The following is a 17,314-nucleotide window of genomic DNA, read 5'->3' on the forward strand; positions in this document are numbered from 1 at the left end:
GTATCGGAGCGAAACATTGGGCTTGTTGCAGCGCATCAATCGCGCCGTGCCATTGGCGCAGGCTTATGCTGCTGTCGGCAAACATGCCCCTGGCTTTGACACGCTTCGCGTGCTGGCGGCCAGTGCCGTTGTCTACCATCATTCCATGGCTCTACAGCATGATATAGTGCGTGACGACTGGCTGTTCCGCTTGGGTCAGGGGTATACGACTCTAGGCTTCCTGGCGGTCTGCGTTTTCTTTTGCTTGAGCGGCTTTCTGGTGACACCGGGTCTGCTCAAGGACGGAGATGTGCCCAGCTATCTGTCGCGGCGGTTTGTGCGGATTATGCCGCTGCTTGTCATCGTGGTTGTGACCACGGTCTTTGTGATCGGACCAATTGCCACGCATCTGCCGGCACACGCTTACTTCTCCGATTATCACACCTGGCTCTACCTCAAAAATGTGACCACCTCGCTTAGCCTGGAACTGCCGGGCGTGCGCAATCAGGTGGGGGGAGAAGAAGTGAATGGCGCCTTATGGACGCTGCGCTTCGAGTGGTTGTGCTATCTGGCCCTGGCCGCCTTGGCGCTAGCCCGGCTGCTTCGTGTTCGTATGGTCGTTCTCCTGTGCTGGCTCGCGGCTGAAGCGATTGCCATTATGGGATACCACGGGCAGGCAGCTCCTACTGGAAACGGCGTGCTGTTCTGCCATCTTTTCAGCTATTTCGGGGCTGGAACTTTATTGTGGCTGTATCGTGAACATGTTCCGGTATCCCCTGTGCTGGGGATGGCGGCGCTCGTGGCGCTGCCTCTCTCGTGGGTCCTTGGCTTGGGCGTCGTCATCGCACCGGCTCTGACAGCTTATCTGGTGGCGAGCCTGGGCCTTGTGAAATGGCCTTGGTCAACTTGGCTTGCGCGTGCCGACACTTCCTTTGGAATTTACCTGATGCACGGCCCGATCATGGTGCTGATACTGGCATTCTGGGCCCCGCCGTACTTTGCCCTTCTATTCCTTGTGACTATGGCCCTGGCGCTTCCTGCCGCGCTGCTGTCGTGGCATCTGATTGAAAAGCCGGCATTGGCGCACAAGGACATCCTCGCCAAATTAGCCCGGCACGCGCTGGACATAACGCCCCTGAACAAAGGCAAGACTGCACGATGAGCACCAAGCGTCATACCATGTATAATCTGGGCGGGGCGCTGGCGCCTGTCCTGATGATGCTTGTCACTGTGCCAGCCTATATCCACCTTGTCGGCGAGGCACGGTATGGCGTGCTGGCGATCGTATGGGTGCTGACTGGCTATTTCAGCTTCTTCGACTTCGGACTTGGCCGGGCGACAGCCTATGCCATCGCCCGGCACAAGGACTCCAGCGACGAAATACGCGCCCAAACGTTCTGGACCGCGCTGCTCGTCAATTGCATATTCGGTCTTGTCGGCGGACTTGTCCTGTTGGTGGCTGCGCCGCTGTTGTTCAACAAGGTTTTCAACCTGACGCCTGCCTTGCGCGCTGAACTGGCGCCGGTTCTGCCATGGCTTTCGCTTTCTATCCCACTGCTGACGTTTGAAGGCGTGTTCACTGGCGCCCTGACCGGGCGCGAGAAATTCCTGTTGCTTAACGTGCGCACGATCATCGGCACGGCCATCACACAGTTTCTGCCAATTCTTTTCGTCTGGGCGATTTCCCCGTCGCTTGCAGTGGCCTTGCCGGCGACGATCCTGGCCCGTGCGATCAGCGTTGCGTTGCTGGCCGCGATCTCTTTCAAGGCGGTTCCGGCCGGATGGAAGCCCATGTATGGCGGGCGCGCCATGATGAAGGACTTGCTCGGCTATGGCGGGTGGGTCAGCTTCAGCAGTTTTCTCAACCCGTTGATCTCCAATCTTGACCGTTTCCTGATCGCCAGCCTCCTGACGCCGCAGGCCGTGGCGCATTACGTGGTGCCATTCCAGCTGGTGACGCGCGGCTCGGTCTTTTCCAGTGCCTTGTCCAGCGCCTTGTTTCCGCGCATGGCCCGCCTCGACAAGAATGAAGCGCGTGATCTGGCTTGGCGGGGTATCCGCATCAATGGGGCACTGATGGCGATCCCGTGCATGGTCGGTATCCTGATCATGCAACCTTTCCTGTCCGTATGGATCAATCCGGGCTTTGCGGCCCAGTCCGCGTTGGTAGGACAGATTCTGGCCCTGTCCTTGTGGTTGAACGCGATGGCGTTGATCCCGTTCAACCTGCTTCAGGCGCAGGGTCGCCCGAAAGAGACGACAGCAATCCTGATTATCCAGGTCATTCCGTTCGTGCTGACGGCGGTTCCTGCCGTAAAGATGGTGGGCGTGGTCGGAGCTGCACTGGCACGCAACGTGCGCTCGCTTGCGGATGTGTCGATGCTGGTCCAGCGCACCGGGCTGCTTGGCCGTACGGCGAAGCTGGCGGCAGCGCCGCTGGTGCTGATCGTTGCCACGATCGCTTCCGCGCGGTTTGTGGGTGTGGACAATTCGGCAGGTATTCTTGCCGGTCTGGCCTTGCTGGCTTTGGCGGGGGTATGGGTCTGGACGGTCTGCCCGGAAGTGCGGCAGATTACCCGTCTGCGCTCGATGCGGCTTACCGACCTGCGCGCGATCATGCGGCCGCAGCCCTGATCGCGATGCTGCAATCCAACAGAACGAGGACACAATGGCGATAAAGGGGCAGGTCAGGGCAGATGGCGTGCGACCACGCGGGGCTGCAGGCCCAGCGGTGAAGCGTTCACTGGCCACCCGGATACTGCGCAAGGTACGGCGCGATCTGCGCTATTATGGTTTGCGTGCGCACACTGTCTGGTTTGCGGCAACCCGTGGGGTGAAAGTGGGCAAGGGGACCCTGATCTTCCCTGGTGCGCGAATGAGCAAGATTGGCGGTGGCACGATCCGGATCGGTAGCTACTGCGTATTTCACCATGGCTCGTTGCTGGCGACATATGGAGGAGACATCCATATCTCCGACAGGGTATCGCTTAACGACTATTCTATTCTTTATGGGCACGGTGGGCTGGAAGTGGGCGAAGGTGCGCGGATTGCAGCGCATACGGTGGTCATCCCGTCTAACCATGGTATTGATGCCGACGAACCGATCTGGATGCAGCCAATGGCTTTGCGTGGCATCGTGATTGGCAAGGATGTATGGATGGGGACAGGCGTACGCGTGCTGGATGGCAGTGTAATCGCCGATGGCTGCGTTATTGCCGCAGGCGCGGTCGTACTGCCCACGCTCCAGACCGAGCCTATGGGCATTTATGGTGGTGTTCCAGCTCGCAAGATTTCTTCCCGCATCCGTTCACAGGACCCGTCGTGACCGAACAGCCTATCGTCGTCTACACCTGCATCGCCGGAAAATACGATAAGCATCTTATGCCGGTAGAGCCGGTGCCGGGTGTGCGTTTTGTATGCTTCACCGACAGCACCGGCTATCTCAAGGCATCAGGCTGGGAGATCATGCCGCTTGCAAGCCCGGCGCGGCTGACGAGCGGGCACGACATCAACCGCTATCACAAGTTCTTCCCGCACCGGATATTGCCAGATACCAAATGGTCGATTTACATTGATGGCAACATCCGCTTCGCAGGGGACTGGCACGCCATGATCGCGCGGGTCCGCGATGCAGATGCAGGGTTGGGCATGTTCTGGCACCCGGATGGCCACAACCTCGCCACCGAAATCGCAGCCTGCAACCGCTATGATAAGTTCGATGACCGCGACCGTACGATGATCGATAGCCAGATAGCCTTTTATGCTCGGCATGGCATAGACCAGGGCCTGCCTATTCCGACCAATAACGTGATCGTGCGCGATCATGCGGCGTCTGGCCTTGAGCTGGGGATGAGCCTCTGGTGGTCGCAGTTGTTCGAGTTCACCAAGCGTGACCAGATCAGCCTGCCCTTCGTGCTCCGTCAATCCGGTCTGTGCTGGCAACCGCTCGACGGAGAGGGCGGTATCGATCGCGCCTTGTTGCAGGTAGTGTGGCACCGCCCGCCGCTCCGCACGCGAATTCGCAAGCGGTTGCGCCGGCAGTTCGGGATCAAAGGATAACGCAAGGGCAGGGTAGCTGTCAGCGCGCTTTCCTGCCTGCGTCCTTGCCACGTATCTGGATGCGACTTGCCAGCCATGCCGCAAGGCGCTGGTGTGCCCTGGCCGTCAGGTGCAGCGCGTCATACGACAAGTAAGGCCTGCCGGCTTGCGACCCGGCGAAAGCCTCCATCGGATCAGCGAACTGCGCCCGCGCCCTGATGGCTGCTTCACGCGCGGCAGTGCGGTAAGGCGCGACACGTCGCTCCATGGCAGGCGATCCAGTTGGGACAGGGGCCAGGACCAGTACTTGGGCAGTGCCATGTTCGCGGCACGCCCCGATCAGCCGGAGGATATCATCGGCAAACCGGGCCGTGCCGACCGGGTGCCGGGTTCCCAACCACCCACGCGATGCTGCATCATTGCTGCCGAAGGCGATCACGCACAAGTCAGCGCCTGCAGGAACGCGGTAGCGCTCCTGCCATGCCCATACCGTGGAACCGCTGCGACTCATGTTGCGCACGGCAATGCCGTGTCCCAGCATATGCCCTATCCGCGATGGCCAGTTGGGCGCACCACCGATCCGACTGGACGTCGCGTTGCTATCGCTGATGACCAGTATCGTGGCACCGGGCGCGAGTGTCAGCGACGGGCCGGAGAATGCGGCGGCAAGGGGAGGGTGGGGCACCATTTGGGTGCCGCCGGACATCCACTGCGGAATTTCGCCCAGACTCCAGCACAGTCCCCCGGCTGCGGCCAGCACTAGTGCGCTGCCGGCCGCAAGTCCGCGAACCCGTTTCATGCTGCCCCAGAGATCCGGGGCGGGCACTTCACGCCTTCAGTAGTGGCTTCCACCATGCCTCATTATCGAGATACCAGCGCAAAGTGTTGCGCAGGCCATTTTCGAAATCGTGCCGGGGTACGTAACCCAGCTGGGCCCGAGCTTTGGATTCGTCGATGGCGTAGCGGCGGTCGTGGCCCTTGCGGTCCTCGACAAACGTCTTGAGCTCGCTGGTTGCGCGCCCCTTGGCGGCAGGCGCATGGGGATAGCGTTCGGCGAGCCCCTCAATCTCGGCAAAAGCCCGGTCGACCTCGGCGCAGATGCGGTCGATCACCGTCATGTTAGGCAGTTCCTCACCGCCACCGATATTGTAGGTCTCGCCCGGTGTGCCATTCAGCAGTGCTGCCTCGATCCCCCGGCAATGGTCTTCGACATAGAGCCAGTCGCGCACGTTCATACCATCGCCGTAAATCGGCAGCGGCCTGCCTGAAAGCGCGTTAAGCATGAACAGGGGTATGAGCTTTTCCGGATAGTGGTACGGCCCGTAGTTGTTCGAGCAATTGGTTGTGGTTACCTGCAAGCCATACGTATGGTGATAGGCGCGGACAAGATGATCGGACGCTGCCTTCGACGCGGAATATGGGGAATTGGGCTGATATTGGGTGGTTTCAGCGAAAGCTGGATCGCTTGGACCAAGCGATCCGTAAACCTCGTCGGTTGAAATGTGGTGAAAGCGATGGTCGCGTTCTCTACCATCGTCTAGCCACACCTTGCGCGCTGCCTTGAGCAGGCTGTTGGTGCCCAGAATGTTGGTGTCGATAAATGCATCCGGTCCGGTGATCGAGCGATCGACATGACTTTCTGCTGCGAAGTGAACGATGGTTGCGATGCCATGTTTGCGGAGCAGTTTTTCTACCAAGTCGGCATCGCGGATGTCGCCTACGATCAGGCTGGCCTGCTCGACATCGGCGATGGTCGAGCGGTTTCCTGCATATGTCAGGCAATCGAGCACAATGATCGCATCATCGGGGTGCTGCTGACCCCAGTAATGTACAAAGTTACCGCCAATGAAGCCGGCGCCGCCGGTAACGAGCAGATTAGGCAAGCGCGCTTTCCTCTTTTAGCATGGTTCTCAAGTTGATCCGCCAATGCGGTGGACGATCGTGCAGCACGTCGCGCGTCGCACTACTGTCAAGCAGCGAGAACGCGGGACGTGCTGCCGGAGTAGGATAAGCGCTGGCCGGGATCGGTATGATTGCGACATCACGTTCCAGCAGGCCAAGCGCGCGGCTCTCTTCATGGATTGCAACGGCAAAGTCGTACCAGCTGGCGACACCGGCATCGCTGTAATGGAATGTTCCGCGAGCGCCTGCATCAAGCAGGCCAAGCAGTGTGGCGGCAAGGCCTGGGGCATACGTGGGGGCACCGATCTGGTCGGTCACCACGCGCAGTTCGTCACGCTCGCGCATGAGCCGGAGCATGGTGCGCACAAAATTGCCACCGCCCGCAGCATAAACCCAAGCCGTCCGCACGATAAGGGCATCCGGCCCGGCAGCATCCTCACCAGCAGCCTTGGTACGCCCGTAAGCGGAAATCGGATTGCGAACGTCTTGCGGGCGATACGCGCGCGATGACGATCCATCGAACACGAAATCGGTCGAGACATGAACAAGCTGCCCGCCTGTCTCGCGCAAGGCCTCGGCCATGGCGCCCACCGCGCCAGCATTGACGGCTAGGGCGACATCTTCTTCGGACTCTGCTTTATCAACCGCGGTATAAGCCGCTGCGTTGAACACGACATCATAGCGCCCGGCCCGTACCGTCTCGCCCACTGCACGGGTATCGGCAAGGTCGAGGGCATTCCTGTCAACGGCATCGACCTGCCAGGTGGCAGGAACCAGGGAACAGAGCGCCCGACCTAGTTGACCGGATGCCCCGGTAATAAGTGCCTTCATGCAAAGCCCTCGACGTTTGCCAGAGAAGTGCCGACTTTGTCCTTGGCGGAAATCTGGATATCCATCCCCTCAAGCGGCCAGTCGATTCCGACGTCAGGATCGTCCCACGCCAGGCTGTGTTCGTGTTGCGGCGCATAAGTTGAGGTGCACTTGTAGAGAAAGTCGGTATCGTCTTCGAGTGTCAGGAAACCGTGGGCGAAACCTTCCGGCACCCAGAACATGCGCTTGTTGGCGGCACTCAGTTCGACGCCTACCCACTTGCCGAAATTCGGCGAAGAATGGCGAAGGTCTACAGCGACGTCGAAGACCGCGCCATTGACTACCCGCACTAGCTTGCCTTGCGGCGCCGGGTTCTGAAAATGCATGCCGCGCAGCACGCCCTTGCGCGAACGGCTGTGATTATCCTGCACGAAATTCAGATCGAGTCCGGCCTTGGCGAACAGCCCGGCATTCCAGCTTTCCATGAAGAAGCCGCGTTCATCCCCGAACACTTTGGGTTCTATGATCAGCGGGCCGGGAATGGTGCATTCGACGATGTTCACAAGAACCGCTCCTTACCCCAGCAATTGCATCAGGTATTCGCCGTAACCGGACTTGCGCAAGGGTTGCGCAAGGGTTGCGAGCTTCTCACTGCTGATGAAACCCTGCCTCCAGGCGATTTCTTCAGGGCAGCAGATTTTCACGCCCTGCCGTTCTTCGGTGATGCGCACATACGTTCCGGCATCGATCAGGGAGGCATGGGTGCCCGTGTCAAGCCAGGCATATCCTCGCCCCATGATCTGCACGTTGAGCGCGCCTTCATCCATGTACAGCCGGTTGAGATCGGTAATCTCCAGCTCGCCACGCGGTGAAGGCTTCAGATCGCGTGCGCGGTCTACCACTGTACCGTCGTAAAAATAGAGCCCTGTCACGGCATAATTGGATTTGGGTTCGGCCGGCTTTTCCTCGATGGAGCTGGCCACGCCATTCTCGTCGAATGCGACAACGCCATATGCGCGCGCATCCTTGACCCGGTAGGCAAAGACGCTGGCGCCTTCGGTCTGTGCATGGGCGCTGTGAAGAAGGGCAGGCAGGCCATGACCATAAAAAATATTATCGCCCAGGACGAGGGCGCTGGGTGCTCCAGCCAGAAAATCGGCGCCGATGTGGAAGGCCTGAGCCAGCCCATCCGGATTGGGCTGAATGGCATAACTGAGCGAGAGGCCCCAATCCGAACCATCGCCCAGCACTCTTTGGAACTGGTCGCTGTCTTCAGGCGTCGTAATGATCAGGATTTCGCGAATACCCGCCAGCATCAGTGTACACAGCGGATAATAGATCATCGGCTTGTCGTATACGGGCATAAGCTGTTTCGAAATACCGCGGGTAAGCGGATAAAGCCTCGTTCCCGAGCCGCCTGCCAGAATTATTCCCTTGCGTGTCATTCACCTGATCCGTTGCACGACCTTAGCCTTGCTGAATGCAAGACAGCAGCCATCAATTGATTGTCATCCAGTGACATTGCAGCAAGGCTAACCTCGGTCAACCGGCTACAACAAAACCTGTAAAATACTTAGCTTATGCCCCTAGAGGGCATGTGACGCAGATATTTCAAATGGCAAGCGAGTTGTGTCGCTCAAGTCCTGGCGCAGACACCAAATCGGGGCCGTCTCAGCAAAAGCGTTCCTGGATGCAAAAAAGGCGCCACCGAATGTCCGGCAGCGCCTTTCTTATAAATCGAGATCGTCTGGAATGCCGCAGCCTCAGGCAGCGCCGGCAGACTTTCCGCTGTCAACAGCCTGAACGATGCCATAAATGGCAGCGCCACCGGCTGCGACGCCAATAATGCCAAGAACAAATGCGTTTGCTTTGTTCTTACCCTTGACGGATGCAGTCGAGTGCGAGCCGTAAGCGACATTAGCCGAGCTGGCCGAAGCCTTGGTGCCAGCCTGTGCAGCGAGTGGTGCAAGAACAGTAACGGAAGCGGCAGCAATAGCCGCAAGAGCACGAAACTTCATAGGAAGTACCTCCATACAATTTTTGGCTGGAATGCCTCTTGTTAGATTTCTGTGTACCGCAGTGCACCATAAAGTGCAAGGAGTTATACCTAGTTCCAGGCGATCATCGCATTCTGGTGAAAACCGGAGAGAGTTCATACGAATGCCTAAATTTCTCAATGTATTGATCTGTTTTTCAAATGTTGCTCTGCTGGTCATTTTTTTTGGCCCCTCAGCTTTATGGGCTTCTCCTGGCGAATCATGGCCAGTCGCCCTGCACAATGCGATGCAACGCACGGCCGATGTCGAATGGCGGCTCCGCCAGGCCGCCGGAAACATGTGTTCGGGAACCGACGCGGCCACAGGTCTCGTCATGGACAGCCTGGATGCTTATGGCGCGGGGGATCGCTCTATGGTTGTCGAAACCCTTGGAATGTCAGATCTTGCGCAAGTGGCCGGCGTGGCCAAAGGCAGCCCTGCCGCGCGCGCTGGCATCGTGCCGGGCGACGCCCTGATCGCCATTCAGGGCCGTAACATCGGCAGCGAAGACAATTACCCTGGAACCACACTCGCCGTGCGTGTCCAGGCTGCGCTGGCAGCTCTTCCTGCCGGTCAGCCCGTATCCATAACCCTACGCCGGGGCGCGGCTCCGATCACCGTGAGCCTGACCCCTGCGCGCCTGTGCGCAGCACATATTTTCGTTACTACTGAAAATCGCCTGAACGCCTACACCGACGGCAGTAACATAGCGATCCCGGCTCGGATGGTGGACTTTACCCGTTCTGACGATGAATTGGCGGTTCTGGCCGGGCACGAACTGGGCCACATTATCGCGCGTGACGAACAGACCTCCAATATAGCGAAGCGGCGGCGGATCGAGGATCGCGCAGATGCCACAGGCAGTGACCTTGCGTCCTGCGCCAGCTACGACACCCGGTCAGCGGCGGCGTTCTGGCGGCGCCTTGAAAAAACCCAGCCCTTGCGTTTTCTGGCTATAAGGATGCAAAGCACGGGCAAAGTCCGGGCACAAAACGTGCGTGACCGCCCCATTCCAACCCAGTGTCCCATCACCGGCATTCCGGCACTGCGTAAATAGAACACAGTGCTTGAAGTCCCCCGCTCCGTTCCTTATCCGTGCGATCCTGATACGATGGTCGTTCCGCCACGAAAGGGTGCATCCATTCTGTGACCCGAACCGTTCATAAATCAACAGCAGACGCAAAGCCGGTCGCGATATCCGGTGCCGAGCGTTCTTCAGCGTATGAGATGTCGCCTCCTGTCGTGAAACCGTTGCACGATCCGGCCTGGCATCTTGCCGGCCTCGTTGCGATAACCTTTGCCTTTGGCGGTGGCGGTGTTGGCGCAGGTGCGGCCAACCTCGTTGCTCAGCTTTGTGCCCTGTTGGTCATGGCATTGCACCGTCAGGCATTTGCCCGGTTTTTCCTGCGCAAGCCCGACGCGTTCACTGTCCTGGTGGCCGCAAGCGTTCTGCTGCCCGTGCTGCAACTTGTACCATTGCCGCCTGCTTTGTGGTCGGCGTTGCCGGGCCGTGACATGGTGGCGGTTTCCCTTGAAAAAAGTGGTGGATTGGGCTGGTATCCCCTCAGTCTTGACACGGCTTCGACGCTGACCGCAGCTATCGGAACTTTGGTTCCACTCGTTCTTGTCGTTGTCGGCTCGCAGTTGGCTCCGCCCCGGCTTTACTGGCTTGCCAAAGTGGTGGCGGGACTGGGGGTGGCCACCATGCTGTTTGGCACGATGCACGTGCTCAAGCCGGGCTTCGGGAACCTTTACAGCACGTTGAATTCAGAAAATTTAGATAGCGTGATGCTGGGCACCCTTGCTGATCGCAATGCCTGTGCCCTTCTGTTCGGCGGGTGCCTGATGTTCCTGATCGCGCTGCCCCAAGCACATCTGGCGCCATGGGCAATCCTGTCGCGGATTTTCGGCGCGGTCCTGCTGCTAGTGGGGGTATCCTGACCCAGTCACGTAGCGGCATCGCTTTGCTGGTAGTGCCGCTGGCCCTGTTTGCCTTGCTGGCCATTCAGGCAATCCAAGGTCGCCGGCACGCAAAGAACAGGGCGCCTGCCGGGTTAAATCCAGTGATGCGTACCATCTGCATCGTTGCAGCTGTCGGTGTGCTGGGCCTGGTTGCCATGGTCTCTTTCGGGCACAGTCGGATCGCAACGTCGCTGGAGCGCTTTGATAGCGCTGGTGACGGCAAGCGCGCCGAAATGCGCGAGGATGCCCTGTCATCTGCGCGCCACTATTGGCCTGTTGGAGCTGGGATGGGTACGTTCGATACGGTTTTCCAAGTCGATGAATCCCTCGAATACCTGAGCCCGCGCCGGGCAGGACGAGCCCATATGGATTACTATGAACTGGCGATCGAAGCCGGGATTGCCGGATTGATCCTTGTCGCCTGCTGGTTCATCTGGATCCTGACTGCCACTTGGCAAGCTTTGCAAAAACTGAACTGGATGGCCCTTGCGGGCGCAGGCTTCATGGCCTGCTGTGCCGCGCAGTCCATGCTTTCGTTTCCGCTACGCAATCAGGCTATGCTGGCCATGGCGGCGCTGGCTGTTCTGCTCGTGCGCCTGGGGCTGCGCGATAAAAAGGGCCGAGCATGACTCGTTGGCTGTGGTACGTTTTTACAGCGATGCTTGCGCTGGTCGCCACAGGTGTCGAGCTTGATCGCCAAGCTCGGCGCGACCCGGAGCTTGCCGCATGGGTTCCTGCACCTTTCCGCAGTTTTGCGCAGGCGCAGATGGTGGTAATCAGGCTCGAGCGCGGCGAGCATGAGGCTGCCATACGCGAAGCCGATACACTTGTCCGCCGCCGTCCGATCCCGGCAGAGAGCCTGTTTCTCCTCGCCCTGGCCCATTATGACGCAGGCTCTGACGGGGTGGCAAGTCAGGCCCTTGCGATCAGCGGGGAGCGGGGTTGGCGCGTGCCACAAGTTCAACTGGCCATGATCCGCATTGCGCTGAACACTGGCGCCATCGACATGGCGGCGTCCCGCCTGCTTGCGCTCTGGTCGATTGGTGTCGACCCGCAGCTTCTGGAAAATTCGACCCGCGCGGTGCTTGCAGCTCCAGGCGGCCCTGAGGCCTTCGGCAAAATTGTTGCGGAAAGCCGGTTTATGCAAGATGCCGTGCTGCGCTCGGCCGGCGGGTATACATCCTCCGGCAATTATGCCCGCATGGTTCATGCTGCCATTGCGCAAGGCGCTGAATTCGACTGCGCCGTGCTTCAGATGAATATTCGCAGCATACAGCGCGAAGGACATAAAGATGAAGCCCGCATGTTTATGGCCCCATATTGCAAAAACAGTACATAGCGCGAATATCTTATAATTTTTCATCTACATCAACAAGGTAATTTGTGATATATTATTTCAAAGGAAATAAAGTGTTGCATTTTCCTGCGTGGCCAATGGGATTGCATGATCCTGAACTTCGAAATCACAGAAATGTGACTGGCGTGAGTATTTCTGAATGAATATTGCAATATTTGGTCTTGGCTATGTTGGCCTGTCAAACGCCGTCCTACTTGCGCAGCACAATACGGTCGTAGCGGTCGACATTTCGGACGAACGTGTTGCAATGCTCAATGCCCGCCAATCACCCATCATCGATGCCGAACTGGAGGACTTTCTCGCTACGCGCTCGCTCGACCTGACAGCTACACTCGATGCACACGCAGCACTGGCTGGTGCGGAATATGTGCTCGTCGCCACGCCAACCAATTACGATGTCGAAACTAACAAGTTCGATACGTCCTCGGTCGAAGCGGTCATACAACTCGCCAAAACGGTCGCGCCTGAGGCGACCATCGTCGTCAAGTCGACAGTCCCGGTCGGCTTCGTCAAGGACGTCCGCCAGCGCCTGGGCGCCGGGCAGGTTATCTTCAGCCCGGAATTCCTGCGCGAAGGACGCGCCCTTTACGACAACCTCCACCCTTCCCGCATCATCGTGGGGGAGCGATCGGAGCGCGCCCGCATTTTCGCCGATTTGCTTGTCCAAGGCGCACAGAAAACCAATATCGATGTCCTGTTCACTGACCCCGACGAAGCCGAAGCGATCAAGCTTTTCGCAAATACATATCTTGCGATGCGCGTAGCCTTCTTCAACGAATTAGACAGCTATGCCATCGCAGGCGGTATCGATACGCGCCAGATCATCGATGGCATCGGGCTCGATCCGCGCATCGGCACTCACTACAACAATCCCAGTTTCGGCTACGGCGGCTATTGCCTGCCCAAGGACACCAAGCAGCTGCTGGCCAACTATTCCGAAGTGCCACAGAACCTGATCCGTGCGATCGTGGATGCCAACCGGACCCGCAAGGACTTCCTGGCTGACCAGATCATCGCACGTAAACCTGCCCTGGTCGGTGTGTTTCGCCTTGTGATGAAAGCGGGATCGGACAATTTTCGCCAGTCTTCGATCCAGGGCATTCTCAAGCGGATCAAGGCCAAGGGCATCGAGACCGTCATTTACGAGCCGGCCATGAGCGAGGACAGCTTTTTCGGATCGCAAGTCATGCGCGATCTTCAGGCGTTCAAGCAAAATTGCGACATCATCATCGCCAATCGCATGTCCGATGCCTTGTCTGATGTCGAAGACAAGATATTCACGCGCGACCTTTTCGGGTCAGACTAATGTCAGCCAACACACAGCAAGGACTAAGCGAATGAACCATAGCAACACGGTGTTGGTAACAGGTGCCGCCGGTTTCATTGGTGCGGCCCTGACCCAGGCTCTCATGCGTCGCGGTCAGCATGTCGTGGGCATCGACAATCTCAACGACTATTACCCGGTTTCGCTCAAGCGTGCGCGGCTAGCCCGCATCGCCGAACAACAGGGCGAGGCCGGGCAGTTCCGCTTTATCGAGATGGACTTTTCGGACCAGGCAGCGCTCGACAATGCGCTTTCAGGGGTCGAGTTTTCCGCCATCGTCCATCTGGGCGCGCAAGCGGGCGTGCGCTATTCGCTGGAAAACCCCCAGGCCTACGTTGCGTCCAATCTTGCAGGCCATGTCAACATGCTTGAACTTGCCCGTGCGCGGCAGGTCGCGCACATGGTTTATGCCAGCTCCAGTTCCGTCTATGGCGGCAATGCCAAACTGCCCTTTGCGGTAGACGACCGTGTCGACCATCCCGTCTCGCTCTATGCCGCCACCAAGCGGGCTGACGAACTGATGAGCGAGACTTACGCCCATCTGTTCCGCATCCCCCTTACGGGTCTGCGCTTCTTCACCGTATATGGCCCATGGGGCCGCCCGGACATGGCGATGTGGAAATTCGCTGAACGCATGTTCTCAGGCCGTCCAATCGACGTCTACAACCATGGCGAGATGCGCCGCGACTTCACGTATATCGATGATATAATCGCTGGTGTTCTAGCCTGTCTCGACCGCCCTCCCACCGATGATCATGCGCCCAAGGCCGGTGGCAGCACGAAGCCTCACGCACTCTACAACATCGGCAACCACAAATCCGAACAGCTTATGCGTCTGATCGAAGTGCTGGAGGATGCCTGCGGCGTGAAAGCCAACATTAACATGATGCCCATGCAGCCGGGCGACGTACCTGCCACTTATGCCGATATTGCTGCACTTACGCAGGATGTCGGATACGCCCCCACCACCCCGATCGAAACAGGCGTCCCGCACTTCGTGGACTGGTTCAGGAAATATCACGGGGTGTAAAAGGGGGGGGGGCTTGTTGCCTGCAGAATGCACGTGGCAGCGCTGTAGCGCGATGTCGCGCTCAGCAGCCTGTCCGCAGGAGAATGGCGCAGCCTACGGGATGTGCGGTGGGTAAAGGCCATTGATTATGCGTATAGGCCAATTCCTGTCGAGGGGGACACCAAACTGGTCATTAGCTATATTGCAATGCAGCAAAAATGCGTTACACCGAATTGAGTGACTTTACGTACTCGGGGCAGCATAAGCCAATGGCCGATCTTCTGGATTGGCAATGCGCGCTGAAACCGTTTGCAGATGCCATTTAATTCGAAGAAAAACTCGCAATTTACCTTTCGAACATGGGGTTAGAACGTCTTGAAAGTTGTCATTTTCGGACTGGGCTATGTCGGTTGTACAGCCGTCGGCTGCATCACTAGCCAGGGCCACAGCGTCATCGGCGTCGACGTCAGCGCAGCAAAAGTCGAAGCGCTTAATGCCGGGCTCTCGCCTATCCGCGAGCCTGGCCTTGCCGAACTGATCGCCGCAGCCAAAGAAAATGGGCGGCTTTCAGCCACGGTCGAAATTGGCGATGCGCTGAATGATGCCGATATCGCTATCGTCTGCGTCGGCACTCCCAGTGGCGTCGATGGCGCCCATAACATGAGCTATATCGCCCAGGTATCGCGCGCAATCGCGGCTGCCATCAAGCCCAACCGGGCAGAAACAGGCAAGGGTCCGTTGACCGTCGCCTATCGCTCGACCATGCGGCCCGGCACCGTCGACATGATGATCGCGCCGATCTTTCGGGCCGCGCTTGGTGATTCCTTCAAACAAGGCGTCGAACTGGTCTACAATCCTGAGTTCCTGCGCGAGGCAACCGCGATAGAGGACTACTTCAATCCGCCCAAGATTGTCATCGGCACGCACAACGGCGGCCCCTGCGCGACGATGGACGCCTTGCACGAAGGCATTGAAGCCCCCATTTTCCATGTCGGCTACCGCGAAGCCGAAATTACCAAGTTCGTCGACAATACCTGGCATGCGGTAAAAGTGGCGTTCGCCAACGAGATCGGTCGTGTCTGCGAAAATCTCGAGATTTCCGCAAGCCAAGTCCACCAGATCTTCGTCTCGGACACCAAACTCAACATCTCGCCCTATTATACGCGCCCAGGGGGCCCATTCGGCGGCTCGTGCCTGCCCAAGGATGTGCGTGCGCTACAATATATCGCGGGCGATTCAGGATCGAACACGCATCTTGTGGATTCCCTCCTTCGCAGCAACGAAGCCCACAAACACCACCAGTTCCAGCGTGTAACGCAAGGGCTGGAACCGGAGGCCCGGATCCTGCTGGTCGGCCTCTCCTTCAAGGCGGATACCGATGACCTGCGCGAAAGCCCGGCGGTCGACATGGTGCGCAAACTGCTTGACGCTGGTTACCGCGTCTCGGTCTACGACCCCTCGCTCAAGCCTGAGAATCTGGTCGGCCAGAATCTGGGCTATGCCTATGCTTTCCTGCCGACCATCGACACTGTTCTGGTCGACAAAGCCACCGCTGAGAAGGGCAACTACGATGTGGTCGTTGCCACCAATCGCACGATCAATGACCTGATGCTCGGCGATCTTCCGGTTATCGACGTGAGCAAGATCGCGTGAGTGTAGCGCCCCGCTCCGACGACTTCGCGTTCCCCACCGAAATCGCCGGCCTGCCGCTGGCTGGCAAAAAGGTGTTGATCGTGGTGGAAAACCTGCCGCTGCCGTTCGACCGGCGCGTGTGGCAGGAGGCGCGCACGCTCAAGGCAGCGGGGGCCACGGTTTCGGTGATCTGCCCCAAGGGCAAGGGTTACGAAAAAAGCTACGAGGAAATAGACGGGGTCCATATCCACCGCCATCCGCTGCCGATCGAAGCGTCCGGCGCGATGGGCTTCCTGCTCGAATACGGCGCGGCACTGTTCTGGGAAACGGTGCTGACCTGCAAGATCAAGTTAACCCGCGGGATCGACGTGATCCAGGGCTGCAATCCGCCCGACCTGATCTTCCTAGCCGCGCTGCCGTTCAAGTTGTTCGGCGTGAAATATATCTTCGACCACCATGATATCAATCCCGAGCTCTACGAAGCCAAGTTCAACAAGCGCGGATTTTTCTGGAAGTTGATGGTCCTGTTCGAGAAGTGGACCTTCAACGTCGCCGATGTGTCGATGGCAACCAATGAGAGCTATCGCAAGATCGCGATCGAGCGCGGTGGAATGAAACCCGAAAACGTCTTCGTGGTCCGTTCAGGCCCTGACCTGAGCCGGCTGAAGAAAGTGCCCCCCGTGGAAAGCTGGAAGAACGGGCGCGCCCACATGGTCGGCTATGTCGGCGTGATGGGCGAACAGGAAGGGATCGACCTGCTGATCGATGCTGTTGGTCATATCGTCAACGACATGGGACGGCACGATATCCAGTTCTGTCTTGTGGGCGGAGGACCAAGCCTTGAAGGTCTCAAGGCGCTGACCACACAGCGCGGTCTGTCCGACTACGTGACCTTCACCGGCCGCGCCCCTGATCAGGACTTGTTCGAAGTGCTCTCGACGATGGATTTGGGCGTCAATCCTGACCGGGTAAATGCGATGAACGACAAATCCACCATGAACAAAATCATGGAATACATGTCGCTTGAAAAACCCATGGTACAGTTTGATGTCACGGAAGGGCGCTTTTCAGCGCAGGAGGCCTCACTCTATGCCAAGGCGAATGATCCGCGCGATATGGCCGAAAAGATTGTCGAGCTGATCGATGCCCCTGAACGCCGCGCTAAAATGGGCAGGCTGGGACGCACGCGCGTGGAAAACGAGCTTAGCTGGTCGCACCAAATCGCGCCCCTTTTGGCAGCCTACGGCAAAGCGCTGGCCAAGTGA

18 protein-coding genes are annotated in these 17,314 nt (G+C 58.4%); 12 read left to right on the top strand and 6 right to left on the bottom strand.

The window, feature by feature from the left end; translation table 11 throughout:
• The first annotated feature begins 22 nt into the window (after positions 1 to 22).
• The 4 genes from B2G71_RS19105 (at position 23) to B2G71_RS19120 (ending at position 4,038) form a co-directional block, all read left to right on the top strand.
• Entirely contained in the window at positions 23 to 1,141 is a 1,119-nt protein-coding gene (locus B2G71_RS19105; protein WP_168176412.1) for an acyltransferase, read from the top strand.
• A complete protein-coding gene (locus B2G71_RS19110) occupies positions 1,138 to 2,613 on the top strand; it encodes a flippase (protein ID WP_098108315.1) in 1,476 nt (491 codons plus the stop codon). Before B2G71_RS19105 ends, B2G71_RS19110 begins: the two co-directional genes overlap by 4 nt.
• A 97-nt stretch (positions 2,614 to 2,710) precedes the next feature.
• Positions 2,711 to 3,304 carry an acyltransferase gene (locus tag B2G71_RS19115; RefSeq protein WP_206049460.1) on the top strand — a complete coding sequence of 198 codons (594 nt, stop codon included), beginning with the start codon at positions 2,711 to 2,713 and terminating at the stop codon, positions 3,302 to 3,304.
• Positions 3,301 to 4,038: a glycosyltransferase domain-containing protein gene (locus B2G71_RS19120; protein ID WP_098108316.1), complete on the top strand. Its 738-nt coding sequence runs from the start codon at positions 3,301 to 3,303 to the stop codon at positions 4,036 to 4,038. The genes B2G71_RS19115 and B2G71_RS19120 overlap by 4 nt, the downstream gene beginning before the upstream one ends.
• A 19-nt stretch (positions 4,039 to 4,057) precedes the next feature.
• Here the strand turns inward: B2G71_RS19120 and B2G71_RS19125 are convergent, their stop codons facing one another.
• The 6 genes from B2G71_RS19125 to B2G71_RS23820 all read right to left on the bottom strand — a co-directional run bounded on the left by B2G71_RS19125 (position 4,058) and on the right by B2G71_RS23820 (position 8,747).
• A complete protein-coding gene (locus B2G71_RS19125; protein ID WP_141521617.1) occupies positions 4,058 to 4,816 on the bottom strand; it encodes an SGNH/GDSL hydrolase family protein in 759 nt (252 codons plus the stop codon).
• A 28-nt stretch (positions 4,817 to 4,844) separates the two neighbouring features.
• Positions 4,845 to 5,900: a dTDP-glucose 4,6-dehydratase gene (rfbB, locus tag B2G71_RS19130; protein WP_098108318.1), complete on the bottom strand. Its 1,056-nt coding sequence runs from the start codon at positions 5,898 to 5,900 to the stop codon at positions 4,845 to 4,847.
• Positions 5,893 to 6,750, bottom strand: a complete 858-nt coding sequence (rfbD, locus tag B2G71_RS19135) for a dTDP-4-dehydrorhamnose reductase (RefSeq protein WP_098108319.1) — start codon at positions 6,748 to 6,750, stop codon at positions 5,893 to 5,895. The genes rfbB and rfbD overlap by 8 nt, the downstream gene beginning before the upstream one ends.
• Positions 6,747 to 7,292, bottom strand: a complete 546-nt coding sequence (rfbC, locus tag B2G71_RS19140; protein WP_098108320.1) for a dTDP-4-dehydrorhamnose 3,5-epimerase — start codon at positions 7,290 to 7,292, stop codon at positions 6,747 to 6,749. The genes rfbD and rfbC overlap by 4 nt, the downstream gene beginning before the upstream one ends.
• A gap of 12 nt (positions 7,293 to 7,304) precedes the next feature.
• The gene (gene rfbA / locus B2G71_RS19145) at positions 7,305 to 8,174 is read right to left on the bottom strand and encodes a glucose-1-phosphate thymidylyltransferase RfbA (RefSeq protein ID WP_098108321.1); all 870 of its coding nucleotides are present in this window, start codon (positions 8,172 to 8,174) and stop codon (positions 7,305 to 7,307) included.
• 318 nt (positions 8,175 to 8,492) lie between these two features.
• On the bottom strand, positions 8,493 to 8,747 hold the full coding sequence (locus tag B2G71_RS23820) for a hypothetical protein (protein WP_141521618.1): 255 nt from the start codon (positions 8,745 to 8,747) through the stop codon (positions 8,493 to 8,495).
• A gap of 142 nt (positions 8,748 to 8,889) precedes the next feature.
• On the opposite strand from B2G71_RS23820, the gene B2G71_RS19150 reads away from it, so the two are divergent.
• The 8 genes from B2G71_RS19150 to B2G71_RS19185 all read left to right on the top strand — a co-directional run bounded on the left by B2G71_RS19150 (position 8,890) and on the right by B2G71_RS19185 (position 17,314).
• Positions 8,890 to 9,822: a M48 family metallopeptidase gene (locus tag B2G71_RS19150; RefSeq protein WP_168176413.1), complete on the top strand. Its 933-nt coding sequence runs from the start codon at positions 8,890 to 8,892 to the stop codon at positions 9,820 to 9,822.
• A gap of 89 nt (positions 9,823 to 9,911) precedes the next feature.
• Positions 9,912 to 10,706 carry a hypothetical protein gene (locus B2G71_RS19155; protein WP_141521620.1) on the top strand — a complete coding sequence of 265 codons (795 nt, stop codon included), beginning with the start codon at positions 9,912 to 9,914 and terminating at the stop codon, positions 10,704 to 10,706.
• A gap of 32 nt (positions 10,707 to 10,738) precedes the next feature.
• Positions 10,739 to 11,356, top strand: coding sequence for an O-antigen ligase family protein (locus tag B2G71_RS19160; RefSeq protein ID WP_168176414.1), 618 nt, complete (start codon positions 10,739 to 10,741; stop codon positions 11,354 to 11,356).
• Entirely contained in the window at positions 11,353 to 12,066 is a 714-nt protein-coding gene (locus B2G71_RS19165) for a hypothetical protein (RefSeq protein ID WP_141521621.1), read from the top strand. The genes B2G71_RS19160 and B2G71_RS19165 overlap by 4 nt, the downstream gene beginning before the upstream one ends.
• Positions 12,067 to 12,223: 157 nt before the next feature.
• The gene (locus tag B2G71_RS19170; RefSeq protein WP_098108326.1) at positions 12,224 to 13,390 is read left to right on the top strand and encodes a nucleotide sugar dehydrogenase; all 1,167 of its coding nucleotides are present in this window, start codon (positions 12,224 to 12,226) and stop codon (positions 13,388 to 13,390) included.
• Positions 13,391 to 13,421: 31 nt separating this feature from the next.
• Positions 13,422 to 14,438, top strand: a complete 1,017-nt coding sequence (locus tag B2G71_RS19175; protein WP_098108327.1) for an SDR family NAD(P)-dependent oxidoreductase — start codon at positions 13,422 to 13,424, stop codon at positions 14,436 to 14,438.
• A 354-nt stretch (positions 14,439 to 14,792) separates the two neighbouring features.
• Complete coding sequence (locus tag B2G71_RS19180; RefSeq protein WP_098108328.1) at positions 14,793 to 16,070, top strand: nucleotide sugar dehydrogenase; 1,278 nt, start codon at positions 14,793 to 14,795, stop codon at positions 16,068 to 16,070.
• On the top strand, positions 16,067 to 17,314 hold the full coding sequence (locus B2G71_RS19185; RefSeq protein ID WP_098108329.1) for a glycosyltransferase family 4 protein: 1,248 nt from the start codon (positions 16,067 to 16,069) through the stop codon (positions 17,312 to 17,314). Before B2G71_RS19180 ends, B2G71_RS19185 begins: the two co-directional genes overlap by 4 nt.

The sequence above is a fragment of the Novosphingobium sp. PC22D genome (assembly GCF_002556635.1).
Lineage (GTDB): Bacteria > Pseudomonadota > Alphaproteobacteria > Sphingomonadales > Sphingomonadaceae > Novosphingobium.